Origin of the sequence: Mycobacterium sp. IS-2888 (genome assembly GCF_001954215.1) — a bacterium.
Classification (GTDB): Bacteria; Actinomycetota; Actinomycetes; order Mycobacteriales; family Mycobacteriaceae; genus Mycobacterium.
Genome location: NZ_MBET01000072.1, coordinates 1 through 13,836 on the forward strand (window position 1 = coordinate 1; position 13,836 = coordinate 13,836).

Annotated in this window: 10 protein-coding genes and 2 pseudogenes; 11 read left to right on the top strand and 1 reads right to left on the bottom strand. The window is 67.0% G+C overall.

Going from position 1 to position 13,836, the window contains the following annotated elements:
• From A5745_RS14600 to nuoN, 11 genes and pseudogenes are all read left to right on the top strand, one after another.
• A pseudogene (locus A5745_RS14600) lies at nucleotides 1-814 on the top strand (NADH-quinone oxidoreductase subunit D); the annotation flags it as partial.
• Complete coding sequence (nuoE, locus tag A5745_RS14605) at nucleotides 811-1,584, top strand: NADH-quinone oxidoreductase subunit NuoE (protein ID WP_076064440.1); 774 nt, start codon at nucleotides 811-813, stop codon at nucleotides 1,582-1,584. The pseudogene A5745_RS14600 and the gene nuoE, both read left to right, overlap by 4 nt.
• Nucleotides 1,584-2,921 (top strand): NADH-quinone oxidoreductase subunit NuoF, encoded by a 1,338-nt coding sequence (gene nuoF / locus A5745_RS14610; RefSeq protein ID WP_076116866.1) that lies wholly within the window; start codon nucleotides 1,584-1,586, stop codon nucleotides 2,919-2,921. The genes nuoE and nuoF overlap by 1 nt, the downstream gene beginning before the upstream one ends.
• The gene (locus A5745_RS14615; RefSeq protein WP_076116868.1) at nucleotides 2,918-5,359 is read left to right on the top strand and encodes an NADH-quinone oxidoreductase subunit G; all 2,442 of its coding nucleotides are present in this window, start codon (nucleotides 2,918-2,920) and stop codon (nucleotides 5,357-5,359) included. The genes nuoF and A5745_RS14615 overlap by 4 nt, the downstream gene beginning before the upstream one ends.
• An 11-nt stretch (nucleotides 5,360-5,370) precedes the next feature.
• Entirely contained in the window at nucleotides 5,371-6,612 is a 1,242-nt protein-coding gene (gene nuoH, locus A5745_RS14620) for an NADH-quinone oxidoreductase subunit NuoH (RefSeq protein WP_076116985.1), read from the top strand.
• Nucleotides 6,596-7,165, top strand: a pseudogene (gene nuoI, locus A5745_RS14625) (NADH-quinone oxidoreductase subunit NuoI); the annotation flags it as partial. The gene nuoH and the pseudogene nuoI, both read left to right, overlap by 17 nt.
• A 68-nt stretch (nucleotides 7,166-7,233) precedes the next feature.
• Nucleotides 7,234-7,986: an NADH-quinone oxidoreductase subunit J gene (locus tag A5745_RS14630; protein WP_076116986.1), complete on the top strand. Its 753-nt coding sequence runs from the start codon at nucleotides 7,234-7,236 to the stop codon at nucleotides 7,984-7,986.
• Nucleotides 7,983-8,282: an NADH-quinone oxidoreductase subunit NuoK gene (nuoK, locus tag A5745_RS14635; RefSeq protein WP_076064444.1), complete on the top strand. Its 300-nt coding sequence runs from the start codon at nucleotides 7,983-7,985 to the stop codon at nucleotides 8,280-8,282. The genes A5745_RS14630 and nuoK overlap by 4 nt, the downstream gene beginning before the upstream one ends.
• 10 nt (nucleotides 8,283-8,292) lie before the next feature.
• Nucleotides 8,293-10,194 (top strand): NADH-quinone oxidoreductase subunit L, encoded by a 1,902-nt coding sequence (nuoL, locus tag A5745_RS14640; RefSeq protein WP_076116870.1) that lies wholly within the window; start codon nucleotides 8,293-8,295, stop codon nucleotides 10,192-10,194.
• Nucleotides 10,191-11,801 (top strand): NADH-quinone oxidoreductase subunit M, encoded by a 1,611-nt coding sequence (locus A5745_RS14645; protein ID WP_076116988.1) that lies wholly within the window; start codon nucleotides 10,191-10,193, stop codon nucleotides 11,799-11,801. Before nuoL ends, A5745_RS14645 begins: the two co-directional genes overlap by 4 nt.
• Nucleotides 11,798-13,432 carry an NADH-quinone oxidoreductase subunit NuoN gene (nuoN, locus tag A5745_RS14650; protein ID WP_076116872.1) on the top strand — a complete coding sequence of 545 codons (1,635 nt, stop codon included), beginning with the start codon at nucleotides 11,798-11,800 and terminating at the stop codon, nucleotides 13,430-13,432. The genes A5745_RS14645 and nuoN overlap by 4 nt, the downstream gene beginning before the upstream one ends.
• Here the strand turns inward: nuoN and A5745_RS14655 are convergent.
• Nucleotides 13,429-13,833: a hypothetical protein gene (locus A5745_RS14655; RefSeq protein ID WP_076116874.1), complete on the bottom strand. Its 405-nt coding sequence runs from the start codon at nucleotides 13,831-13,833 to the stop codon at nucleotides 13,429-13,431. The genes nuoN and A5745_RS14655 overlap by 4 nt on opposite strands.
• Between the last annotated feature and the right edge of the window lie 3 nt (nucleotides 13,834-13,836).

Sequence of the window (13,836 nt, forward strand, 5' to 3'; positions counted from 1 at the left end):
CGTCCTGAACTTGTTCGAATCGATCAGCGGGCTGCGGATGAACAGCGCCTACATCCGGCCCGGCGGTGTCGCGCAGGACCTGCCCCCCAACGCGGAAACCGAAATCGCCGCAGCCCTCGAGGAACTCAAGAAGCCCCTGCGCGACATGGGCGATCTGCTCAACGAGAACGCCATCTGGAAAGCGCGCACCCAGGGCGTTGGCTACCTGGACCTGGCCGGCTGCATGGCGCTGGGCATCACCGGCCCCATCCTGCGCGCGACCGGCCTACCGCACGACCTGCGCAAGAGCGAACCCTACTGCGGATACGAAAATTACGAATTCGACGTGATCACCGACGACACGTGTGATGCTTACGGGCGCTACATGATTCGCGTCAAGGAGATGTGGGAGTCGATCAAGATCGTCGAACAGTGTTTGGACAAGCTGCGGCCCGGGCCGATCATGGTCGACGACCGCAAGATCGCCTGGCCGGCCGACCTGAAGGTCGGGCCCGACGGCATGGGCAACTCCGAAGAGCACATCGCAAAGATCATGGGCAGCTCGATGGAGGCGTTGATACATCACTTCAAACTGGTCACGGAGGGCATTCGCGTTCCGGCGGGCCAGGTTTACGTCTCGGTGGAATCGCCGCGCGGCGAGCTGGGCGTGCACATGGTCAGCGACGGCGGCACCCGCCCCTACCGCGTGCATTACCGGGACCCGTCCTTCACCAACCTGCAGTCGGTCGCCGCGATGTGCGAGGGCGGGATGGTCGCCGATCTGATCACCGCGGTCGCGAGCATCGACCCCGTGATGGGCGGGGTCGACCGATGACGGTGCCCGAAGTCGGTAGCAGCGGCGGGGAGCGCGTCTTCATCCGGCTCGGACCACCCCCCGAAGAACCCAGCCAATTCGTCGTTGAGGGTGCGCCGCAATCGTATTCAGCGGAGGTGCGCGCGCGGCTTGAGGTCGACGCCAAGGAGATCATCGGTCGCTATCCGAACAAGCGCTCGGCGCTGCTGCCGCTGCTGCACCTGGTGCAGTCCGAGGACTCGTACCTGACGCCCGCGGGACTCGAGTTCTGCGGCGAGCAACTGGGATTGACGGGAGCCGAGGTGTCGGCGGTCGCGAGCTTCTACACGATGTACCGCCGCGGCCCCACCGGCGACTACCTCGTCGGCGTCTGCACCAACACGCTGTGCGCGGTGATGGGTGGCGACGCCATTTTCGAGGCGTTGGTGAACCACCTCGGCGTCCGCAACGACCAGACCACCCCGGACGGCAAGGTCACGCTGCAACACATCGAGTGCAATGCCGCTTGCGATTTCGCGCCGGTGGTGATGGTCAACTGGGAGTTCTTCGACAACCAGACGCCGGAGTCGGCGCGCGAACTCGTCGACTCGCTGCGCGAGGGTAACCCCGCGCCGCCCACCCGCGGCGCCCCGCTGTGTCCCTTCCGCGAAACCTCACGCATCCTGGCGGGCCTGCCCGACGAGCGCCCCGACCAAGGTCAGGGCGGCGCCGGCGCCGCGACGCTGGCCGGCCTGAAGGTGGCGAAGGAACTCGACATGCAGGCGCCGCCGGCGCCCGGGGAGGAGCGCTGATGGCCGGTCCTACGGTGCAGGCAACGCCGCTCACCCCCGTGATCAGCCGCTACTGGGACGACCGCGAGTCCTGGACGTTGGACACCTATCACCGCCATGACGGCTACCAGGCGATGAAGAAGGCCCTGGCCATGGAGCCCGACGCGGTGATGGGCACCGTCAAGGACTCCGGGCTGCGCGGACGGGGCGGCGCGGGCTTCTCCACCGGCACGAAATGGTCGTTCATCCCGCAGGGCGACACCGGGGCTGCCGCCAAGCCGCACTACCTGGTGGTCAATGCCGACGAGTCGGAACCCGGTACGTGCAAAGACATTCCGCTGATGCTCGCAACGCCGCATGTGCTCGTCGAGGGCGTCATCATCGCCGCCTACGCGATCCGGGCCAGCCATGCGTTCATCTACGTGCGCGGCGAGGTGCTACCGGTGCTGCGCCGCCTGCAGAACGCGGTCGCCGAAGCCTACGCCGCCGGTTATCTGGGTCGCGACATCGCCGGGTCCGGCTACGACCTGGAGTTGGTCGTGCACGCCGGCGCCGGCGCCTACATCTGCGGCGAGGAAACCGCGCTGCTCGACTCGCTGGAGGGCCGGCGCGGCCAGCCCCGGTTGCGGCCGCCGTTTCCCGCGGTGGCCGGGCTGTACGGCTGCCCCACGGTGATCAATAACGTCGAGACGATCGCCAGCGTGCCGTCGATCATCCTCAACGGGGTCGAATGGTTCCGGTCGATGGGCAGCGAGAAATCGCCTGGCTTCACGCTGTATTCGCTGTCCGGGCATGTCACCCGACCGGGCCAGTACGAGGCGCCGCTGGGAATCACGTTGCGCGAGTTGCTCGCCTACGCCGGCGGGGTGCGCGCCGGGCACCGGCTCAAGTTCTGGACGCCCGGTGGGTCCTCGACTCCGCTGCTCACCGACGAGCACCTCGACGTGCCGCTGGACTACGAGGGCGTGGGCGGGGCCGGCTCGATGCTGGGCACCAAGGCGCTGGAGATCTTCGACGAGACCACCTGCGTGGTGCGTGCGGTGCGCCGCTGGACCGAGTTCTACAAGCACGAGTCGTGCGGGAAATGCACGCCGTGCCGGGAGGGCACCTTCTGGCTGGACAAGATCTACGAGCGACTGGAAACCGGCAAGGGCACCCACGAGGACATCGACAAGCTGTCCGACATTTCCGACACCATCCTGGGAAAGTCCTTCTGCGCGTTGGGCGATGGCGCCGCCAGCCCGGTGATGTCGTCGATCCAGCATTTCCGCGACGAGTACGTCGCGCACGTCGAAGGCGGCGGCTGCCCCTTCGACCCCCGGGACTCGATGCTTACGCCAGACGGAGGTAACGCGTGACTCAGGCGGCCAAACCTCAGACCGGCGACGGGGTGAGTCAGCCCGAGATGGTGACGCTGACCATCGACGGCGTCGAAATCAGTGTTCCCAAGGGAACTCTGGTGATCCGCGCCGCCGAATTGATGGGCATCCAGATCCCCCGGTTCTGTGATCACCCGCTGCTGGATCCCGTCGGCGCGTGCCGGCAGTGCCTCGTCGAGGTGGAGGGGCAGCGCAAGCCGATGGCGTCGTGCACCACCGTGGCCACAGACGACATGGTGGTGCGGACGCAGCTGACCTCCGAGGCCGCCGACAAGGCCCAGCACGGCGTGATGGAATTGCTGCTGATCAACCATCCGCTGGACTGCCCGATGTGCGACAAGGGCGGCGAATGCCCGCTGCAGAACCAGGCAATGTCCAACGGCCGCGCCGATTCTCGCTACACCGACGTCAAGCGCACCTTCGCCAAGCCGATCAACATCTCCTCGCAGGTGCTGCTGGACCGCGAGCGCTGCATCCTGTGCGCCCGCTGCACCCGGTTCTCCGAGCAGATCGCCGGGGATCCGTTCATCGACATGCAGGAGCGGGGCGCCCTGCAGCAGGTCGGCATCTACGCCAACGAGCCGTTCGACTCGTACTTCTCGGGCAACACGGTGCAGATCTGCCCGGTGGGCGCGCTGACCGGGATGGCCTACCGATTCCGGGCCCGCCCGTTCGACCTGGTCTCCAGCCCCAGCGTGTGTGAGCACTGCGCGTCGGGGTGCGCACAGCGCACCGACCACCGCCGCGGCAAGGTGCTGCGTCGGCTGGCCGGCGACGACCCCGAAGTCAACGAGGAGTGGAACTGCGACAAGGGCCGGTGGGCCTTCACCTACGCCACCCAGCCCGACGTGATCGCCACACCCCTGATCCGGGACGCCGACGGCACGCTGCAACCGGCGTCCTGGTCACATGCGATGGTGGCCGCGGCCCAGGGCCTCGAGGCCGCCCGGGGACGCACCGGCGTGCTGGTCGGCGGCCGTGCGACCTGGGAAGACGCCTACGCGTATTCGAAGTTCGCGCGAATGGTGTTGGACACCAACGACATCGACTTCCGGGCCCGCCCGCATTCGGCCGAGGAAGCCGACTTCCTCGCCGCCCGCGTCGCGGGGCGGCCGGTGACCGTCAGCTATTCCGATCTGGAGTCGGCGCCGGCGGTGCTGCTGGTCGGCTTCGAGCCGGAAGACGAGTCTCCCATCGTGTTCCTGCGGCTGCGCAAGGCGGCCCGCAAGAACGGTGTTCCGATATACGCCGTCGCCCCGTTCGCCACCCGCGCACTGACCAAGATGTCCGGCCGGTTGCTCAAAACCGTTCCGGGCGGCGAGGCTTCGACGCTGGACGGCCTGGCCGCCGGTGAGGTCGGGGACCTGCTGTCCAGTCCGGGCGCGGTCATCATGGTCGGGGAACGCTTGGCCTGTGTGCCCGGCGGATTCTCGGCGGCGGCCCGGCTCGCCGAGGCCACGGGAGCGCGGCTGGTGTGGGTGCCGCGGCGGGCCGGGGAACGTGGTGCGCTGGACGCGGGCGCGCTGCCCACGCTGCTGCCCGGTGGCCGCCCTGTTGCCGACGACACCGCCCGCGAGCAGGTTGCCGCGGCGTGGCACGTCGACGAATTGCCTTCTGCCCCTGGGCGTGACGCCGAGGGCATCGTGGCTGCGGCCGCGGATGGGACGCTGGGCGCGCTGCTGGTCGGCGGTGTCGAAGCGGCCGACTTCGCCGATCCGGACGCGGTGCTGGCCGCGCTGGACGCCGCCGGCTTCGTGGTCAGCCTCGAGTTGCGGCACAGCGCCGTCACCGAACGCGCCGACGTCGTCTTTCCGGTCGCATCGACGACGCAGAAGGCCGGCGCGTTCGTCAACTGGGAGGGCCGCCACCGGGAATTCGGCCCCGCGCTGCACGGCACCACGCAGCAAGCCCGCCAATCGGACCACCGGGTACTGGACGCGCTGGCCGACGAAATGGGCGTCTACCTGAATGTGACGACCGTCGAAGCGGCGCGCGAGGAGATGTCCGGGCTGGGCGCGTGGGGCGGCAAGCACGCCGCGGGCCCGCAGGTCGCGAGCCCGCATCCGGCCCAACCGGGCCAGGGCGAGGCCGTGCTGACCGGCTGGCGGATGCTGCTGGACAGCGGTCGGCTGCAGGACGGGGAGCCGCATCTGGCGGGGACGGCGCGCGCACCCGTGGTGCGGCTTTCGGCCGATACCGCCGCCGAGATCGGCGCCGCCGAAGGTGACGCCGTCACCGTCAGCACGCCGCGCGGGTCAATCACGTTGCCGCTCAACGTCACCGACATGCCCGATCGGGTGGTGTGGCTCCCGCTGAACTCCCCCGGTTCGGCCGTGCACCAGCAGTTGGGCGTAACCCTCGGCGCTGTTGTGAAAATCGGCGCGAAAATCGGCGCGAAGACCGGAGCGGACGCATGACGACCACGGCGATGACGGCCTTCGGGCACGACCCATGGTGGCTCGTGCTGGGCAAGGCGCTGGCCATCTTCGTCTTCCTGATGCTGAACGTGCTCGTTGCGATCCTGCTCGAACGCAAGATTCTCGGCTGGATGCAGCTGCGGCCCGGCCCCAACCGGGCAGGGCCGTGGGGCGCCCTGCAGAGCCTGGCCGACGGAATCAAGCTGGCGCTCAAGGAAAGCATCACCCCCGGCGGCACAGACAAGTTCGTCTACTTTGCGGCGCCGGTCTTTTCGGTGATCCCCGCGTTCACCGCCTTCGCGTTCATCCCGTTCGGGCCGGAGGTGTCGGTGTTCGGCCACCGCACACCGTTGCAGCTCACCGACCTGCCCGTCGCGGTGCTGTTCATCCTGGGCCTCTCGGCGATCGGTGTGTACGGCATCGTGCTGGGCGGCTGGGCGTCGGGCTCCACCTACCCGCTACTCGGCGGGGTACGGTCCACGGCCCAGGTCATCTCATACGAGGTCGCGATGGGCCTGTCGTTCGCGGCTGTGTTCCTTTACGCCGGGTCGATGTCGACCTCGGAGATCGTGGCCGCCCAGGATCGGGTCTGGTACATCTTCCTGCTGCTGCCGTCGTTCGTGATCTACCTGATCTCCATGGTGGGCGAAACCAACCGCGCCCCATTCGATTTGCCCGAGGCCGAGGGTGAACTCGTCGCAGGCTTTCACACCGAATACTCGTCGCTGAAGTTCGCGATGTTCATGCTGGCCGAGTACGTCAACATGATGACGGTTTCGTCGCTCGCCACGGTTATGTTCCTCGGCGGCTGGCATGCTCCCTGGCCGTTCAACATGTGGCCGGGCGCGAACACCGGTTGGTGGCCTGTGCTGTGGTACGTCGCCAAGTTGTGGACCTTCATGTTCATCTACATGTGGCTGCGGGCTTCGCTGCCCCGGCTGCGCTACGACCAGTTCATGGGGCTGGGCTGGAAGTTGCTCATTCCCGTCTCGTTGGTGTGGGTGATGATCGCCGCCGTGATCCGGTCGGCGAGCAACCAGGGCTTCCAGCACTGGACGCCGGTGTTGGTGGTCAGCAGCACTGTCGTCGCCGCGCTGCTGGTGCTGTCGCTGCAAAGGCCGTTCAGCGCCCCGGGTTCGCGCGCGCTGGCACGCCAGCTCCGCAAGCGGCGTCCGGAAAGCTCGGAAAGCAACGGCACAGCACCGGCATTCCCGACACCACCGCTGCCGGGCAAGGAGAAAGTACGTGGCTAAATTCTTGGATGCCGTCGCCGGGTTCGGCGTGACGTTTGGCTCGATGTTCAAAAAGCGGGTCACCGAGGAGTACCCGGAGAAGCCGGGCCCGGTTGCACCGCGCTACCACGGCCGTCATCAACTCAACCGGTATCCGGACGGCCTGGAGAAGTGCATCGGCTGCGAGTTGTGCGCCTGGGCCTGCCCGGCCGACGCGATCTACGTCGAGGGCGCGGACAACACCGACGAGGCCCGCTTTTCGCCGGGGGAACGCTACGGCCGGGTGTATCAGATCAACTATCTGCGCTGCATCGGCTGCGGCCTGTGCATCGAGGCCTGCCCGACGCGCGCGCTGACCATGACTAACGACTACGAGATGGCCGACGACAACCGCGCCGACCTGATCTACGAAAAGGACCGGCTCCTCGCGCCGCTGCTGCCGGAAATGACCGCGCCGCCGCACCCCAGAGCCGACGGTGCCACCGACAAGGACTACTACCAGGGCAATGTGGGCCCGAATGGGTTGCGCCAGAACCACAATGGCCACAACGACAACGGCGGGGACAGCCGGTGAACGCGGTGCTGGCCACGAATCTGGCTTCTAATGTTGCGCAGAATGTTGCGCAGAATGTTGCGCAGAATTTGGCGCAAGACACCATCACCCGCACCTCCACGGGTGAAGCGGTGACGTTCTGGGTATTGGGTGCGCTGGCGGTGCTGGGCGCGCTGGGGGTGGTGCTGTCCGTCAACGCCGTGTACTCGGCGATGTTCCTGGCGATGACGATGATCATCCTTGCGGTGTTCTACATGGTCCAGGACGCGCTGTTCTTGGGTGTCGTTCAAGTCGTGGTCTACACCGGCGCGGTGATGATGCTGTTCCTATTCGTGCTGATGCTGATCGGCGTCGACTCCGCGGAATCCCTGAAGGAGACGCTGCGCGGGCAGCGCGTCGCGGCGGTGATAACGGGTGTCGGGTTCGGCGTCTTGCTGATCGCCGCCATCGGCAACGTCGCCGTCGGCGGATTCACCGGGCTGACTACCGCCAACGCCAACGGAAACGTCGAAGGCCTGGCGGCGCTGATCTTTTCGCGATACCTGTGGGCCTTCGAGTTGACCAGCGCCCTGCTGATCACCGCCGCCGTCGGGGCGATGGTGCTGGCCCACCGCGAGCGTTTCGAGCGGCGCAAAACGCAGCGGGAGCTCTCGCAGGAGCGCTTCCGCGCCGGTGGGCATCCCACCCCGATGCCCAACCCGGGCGTGTACGCACGTCACAACGCGGTCGACGTGGCCGCGATGCTGCCGGACGGCTCGTATTCGCCATTGTCGGTGTCGCGCATGCTGGAAAGCCGCGGAGCCGACGGCAAGAAGACTCCGATCTCAGGCGGTAAGTCGTGAATCCGGCCAACTACCTTTATCTTTCGGCGTTGCTGTTCACCATCGGGGCAGCCGGCGTGCTGATGCGTCGCAACGCCATCGTGATGTTCATGTGCGTCGAGCTGATGCTCAACGCCGTCAACCTGGCGTTCGTCACCTTCGCGCGGATGCACGGCCACCTGGACGGCCAGATGATCGCGTTCTTCACGATGGTGGTGGCCGCCTGCGAAGTCGTCATCGGCCTGGCCATCATCATGACCATTTTCCGTGCCCGCAAATCGGCGTCGGTCGACGACGCGAACCTACTCAAAGGCTAAGAACGCCACCGTGATTAATTCTTTGGGGACACACTTCGCCTGGCTGATCGTGGCCCTGCCACTGGCCGGCGCCGCGATCTTGCTGTTCGGCGGCAGGCGCACCGACGCGTGGGGCCACCTGCTGGGCTGCGTCGCCGCGCTCGCCGCGTTCGGGGTGGGCGTGACGCTGCTCGCCGAAATGGTCGGACGAAGCGAAGCCGACCGCGTCATCCATCAGAAGGTGTTCAGCTGGATTCCGGTCGGGCAACTCTCAATCGACTTCGGGCTGCAGATCGACCAGCTGTCCATGTGTTTCGTGCTGCTGATCTCCGGCGTCGGGTCACTGATCCACATCTATTCGGTCGGCTATATGGCCGAGGACCCGGATCGCCGCCGGTTCTTCGGCTACCTCAACCTGTTTCTGGCTTCGATGCTGCTGCTGGTGGTCGCGGACAACTACGTTGTGCTCTACGTCGGATGGGAAGGCGTCGGCCTGGCGTCCTACCTGTTGATCGGGTTCTGGTATCACAAGCCGTCGGCTGCCACCGCGGCCAAGAAGGCGTTCGTCATGAACCGGGTCGGTGATGCCGGTCTGGCATTGGGAATGTTCTTGATGTTCAGCACCTTCGGCAAGCTGTCGTACGCGGGAGTATTCGCCGGCGCACCAGCCGCAGGGCGTGGCGCACTGACCGCGATGGGCCTGCTGCTGCTTCTCGGCGCGTGCGCCAAGTCCGCGCAGGTTCCGCTGCAGGCCTGGCTGGGGGACGCGATGGAGGGTCCCACACCGGTGTCCGCGCTGATCCACGCGGCGACCATGGTGACCGCCGGGGTGTACCTGATCGTGCGGTCCAATCCGCTGTACAACCTGGCGCCCGACGCGCAGCAGGCGGTCGTCATCGTCGGCGCGGTGACGCTGTTGTTCGGTGCGATCATCGGCTGCGCCAAGGACGACATCAAACGTGCGCTGGCCGCATCGACGATCAGCCAGATCGGCTACATGGTCCTGGCCGCCGGCTTGGGCCCGGCCGGCTACGCGTTCGCGATCATGCACCTGCTCACCCACGGTTTCTTCAAGGCCGGGCTGTTCCTCGGCTCCGGCGCGGTGATCCATGCGATGCACGAAGAGCAAGACATGCGCCGCTACGGCGGCCTGCGCGCCGCGCTGCCGATCACGTTCGCCACGTTCGGGCTGGGATATCTGGCGATCATCGGCGTTCCGCCGTTTGCGGGCTTCTTCTCCAAGGACGCCATCATCGAGGCGGCCCTGGGCGCCGGCGGCGCCCGGGGGTACCTGCTGGGCGGGGCCGCGCTGCTTGGCGCCGGGATTACCGCGTTCTATATGACGCGGGTCATGCTGATGACCTTTTTCGGTGAAAAGCGTTGGGCGCCGGGTGCTCATCCGCACGAGGCACCGGCCGTGATGACGTGGCCAATGATCCTGCTCGCCGTCGGGTCGGTGTTCTCGGGCGGGCTGTTCGCCATCGGCGGCACCCTGCAGCACTGGCTACAACCGGTGGTCGGGGCGCACGAGGAAGTGACCCACGCCATCCCGGTCTGGGTCAGTACCGCCCTGGCGTTGGGTGTGGTCGCCGTCGGTATCGCGGTGGCCTACCGCATGTACGCCCGGGCACCGATCCCGCGCGTGGCTCCCGTCCGTGTCTCGGGCCTCACCGCCGCCGCGCGCGCCGACCTCTACGGCGATGCCTTCAACGAGGAGGTGTTCATGCGCCCAGGCGCGCAACTGACTTCGGCGCTGGTCGAGGTCGACAACGCGGGCGTCGACGGCTCGGTCAACGCGCTGGCGGCCCTCGTCAGCGCGACCTCGAATCGCCTGCGGGGACTGCAAACCGGGTTCGCCCGCAACTACGCGTTGTCGATGCTGACGGGCGCCGTGCTGGTGGCGGCCCTGATCCTGGCGGTGCGGCTGTGGTGAGCGGACCTTTCCTATCCAACGTGCCGTGGCTGAGCGTGCTGTGGCTGGTGCCGCTGGCGGGTGCGGTGCTGATCATCCTGATGCCACCGGGACTGCGACGGCTCGCCAAGTGGAGCGGCCTGGTGGTCAGCGTCGCGACGCTGGCGGTGTCGGTCGTCATTGCGCTCGGCTTCAAGTCCGGCTCACACGCGGGTGGCGCGCCTTACCAATTCGTCGAAAGCCACCGCTGGATACCGGCCTTCGGCGCCGGGTACACCCTCGGCGTGGACGGCATCGCGGTGGTGCTGGTGCTGCTGACCACGGTGCTGATTCCGCTGCTGCTGGTGGCCGGCTGGAACGACGGCGGCGAGCGCACCCGCGGCGTGCACGCCTACGTCGCACTGACGCTTGCCATCGAGTCGATGGTGTTGATCTCGGTCATAGCGCTGGACGTCCTGCTGTTCTACGTGTTCTTCGAGGCCATGCTCGTCCCGATGTACTTCCTCATCGGCGGCTTCGGTCAAGGCACTGGACGGTCCCGCGCCGCGGTGAAGTTCTTGCTGTACAACCTGTTCGGCGGACTGATCATGCTCGCGGCCGTCATCGGGCTGTACGTGGTGACCGCGCAGCACGGTTCGGGCTCGTTCGACTTCCGCGACATCGTGGCCGGCTTCGCGTCCGGCCGTTACAGCGCGGACCCCGCGGTGATCAAGGCGCTGTTCCTGGGCTTCATGTTCGCGTTCGCGATCAAGGCCCCCCTGTGGCCGTTCCACCGTTGGCTTCCCGACGCCGCGGTCGAGGCCACACCCGCGACCGCGGTGCTGATGATGGCGGTGATGGACAAGGTCGGCACCTTCGGCATGCTGCGCTACTGCCTGCAGCTGTTCCCCAGCGCCTCAACGTACTTCCGCCCGCTGATCATCGTGCTGGCCGTCATCGGCGTGATCTACGGTGCGGTGGTGGCGATCGGTCAGGCCGACATCATGCGCCTGATCGCCTACACCTCCATCTCGCACTTCGGCTTCATCATCCTGGGCATCTTCGTGATGACCAGCCAGGGCCAGAGCGGCTCGACGCTGTACATGCTCAACCACGGATTGTCCACCGCCGCGGTCTTCTTGATCGCGGGCTTCCTGATAGCGCGGCACGGCAGCCGGGCCATCGCCGACTACGGCGGCGTGCAGAAGGTGGCCCCGATCCTGGCCGGCACGTTCCTGGTGTCGGCCATGGCCACCCTGTCGCTGCCCGGGCTGGCCCCGTTCATCAGCGAATTCCTGGTCCTGCTGGGAACTTTCAACCGGTACTGGCTGGCGGCGGCGTTCGGGGTCACCGCGCTGGTCCTCTCGGCCATCTACATGCTCTGGCTCTATCAGCGCATGATGACCGGGCCGGTGGCGCGCGACAACGAACGGATCCGCGATCTGGCGCCACGCGAAATGATCGTCGTGGCACCGTTGATCGCGCTGCTGATCGTTCTCGGCGTCTACCCCAAGCCGGTCCTCGACGTCATCAATCCCGCGGTCGAGAACACCATGACCACCATCGGACAGCATGATCCCGCACCGAAGGTGCCACCCGGTACCCCGGCACGTACCGCGTCCAGGACAGCCGAAGGACCGCAGCGATGACCCTCCCCGCCCCCAGTGTCGAGTACTTCCTGCTGTGCCCGATGTTCATCGTTTTCGGCGTCGCGGTGGCCGGCGTGCTGGCGGAGGCGTTCTTGCCCAGGCGGATTCGCTACGGCGCCCAGGTGATGTTGGCCCTGGGCGGTTTGGTCGCGGCGTTCGTCGCGGTCATCGTCGTCGGCCGCGCCGTCGCGCCATCCGGCCACGCCGCTGTGCTGGGCGCGATGGCCATCGATCGGCCGACCCTGTACCTGCAGGGCACCATCGCGCTGGTCGCGGTGATGGCGGTGATCTTCATCGCCGAACGCAGCGCGGTCACGTCGAAAAGTGTTGCGTCGGATAGCAAGGTGGCCGTTGCGGGGGGCTTGAATTCGGGGGGCCTGGATTCGGGGGGCCTGGATTCTTTTGCCCCGCAGGCGTCCGCGGTGCCCGGAAGCGAAACCGAGCGCGAGGCCGAGCGGGCGGGCGCCACCCAGACGGAACTCTTCCCGCTGCTGATGCTCTCCGTCGGCGGCATGATGGTCTTCCCCGCCTCCAACGACCTACTGACGATGTTCGTCGCGCTCGAGGTGCTATCGCTGCCGCTGTACCTGATGTGCGGGCTGGCCCGGCATCGTCGGCTGCTGTCCCAGGAAGCGTCGATGAAGTACTTCCTGCTGGGCGCCTTCTCCTCGGCATTCTTCCTCTACGGTGTTGCGCTGCTCTACGGCGCGACGGGCACACTCACGCTGCCCGGCATCCGCGAAGCTCTTGCGGCTCATGGCGATAGCTCGATGGCGTTGGTCGGCGTCGCCCTGTTGTCGGTCGGGTTGCTGTTCAAGGTCGGCGCGGTCCCGTTCCACTCCTGGATTCCCGACGTCTACCAGGGCGCGCCCACACCGATCACCGGCTTCATGGCCGCGGCCACCAAGGTCGCGGCGTTCGGCGCGCTGCTCCGGGTGGTCTACGTCGCGTTGCCCCCGCTGCACGATCAGTGGCGGCCGGTGCTGTGGACGATCTCGATCCTGACCATGGCGGTCGGCACGATCACCGCGGTGAACCAGACGGACGTCAAGCGGATGCTGGCCTATTCGTCGGTCGCACACGTCGGCTTCATCCTCACCGGCGTTATCGCCGACAACCACGCGGGTCTCTCCGCCACGTTGTTCTACCTCGTCGCGTACAGCTTCAGCACCGTCGGTGCGTTCGCCATCGTCGGCCTGATCCGCAACGCGGACGGCGTCGAGGATGCCGACCTCTCGCACTGGGCCGGGCTCGGACAGCGCTCACCCATTGTGGGAGTGATGCTTTCGATGTTTCTGTTGGCCTTCGCGGGCATTCCGCTGACCAGTGGCTTCGTCAGCAAGCTCGCGGTGTTCAAGGCCGCCGCGCAGGGCGGCGCGGTGCCCCTGGTGGTGATCGGTGTGATCGCGAGCGGGATCGCCGCCTACTTCTATGTGCGGGTGATCGTGTCGATGTTCTTCACCGAACCGACCGACGACACGCCGCGAGTGGTAACCCCGGGCATCCTGAGCAAGGCCGCGATCGCGGTATGTGCGGCGGTCACAGTGGTCTTGGGGATCTTCCCGCAGCCGCTGCTCGATCTGGCCGATCACGCGGCGCAGCTGCTGCACTTCGCCGCGGGCGCCGGTTAGTCGCGAGTTATACCCAGAAATGGCCGGGTGGCCAACACGTAGATCGCCAGTGCCCCCAACGGCGCGGCCAGCGGCAACCACGGCAACTGCAGCGGGAACGACGTCGCGACGATCCCGGCGAGGGTAAACCCCACGGCGGCAACAACTGTCGGCCAGCTGCCCAACACGACACGGGTGGACCTGCCGCCCGCGTGGCGGCTTACCAGATAGGCCGCCGCGCAGAGCCCCGACAGCGCGGTGAGCACCTCCTGCGGGTCGGACAGCACGATCACGGCGACCGCCAGCAGCACCGCGACAGTGGCGGCGGGTCGAGCGAGCACTCCCACGGCCACGGCAACCAGTGCCAGCACCCCGGCCACAGCCGCCGGTCCGTGGGATCCAACCGCGACCAGGCCCACCATCAG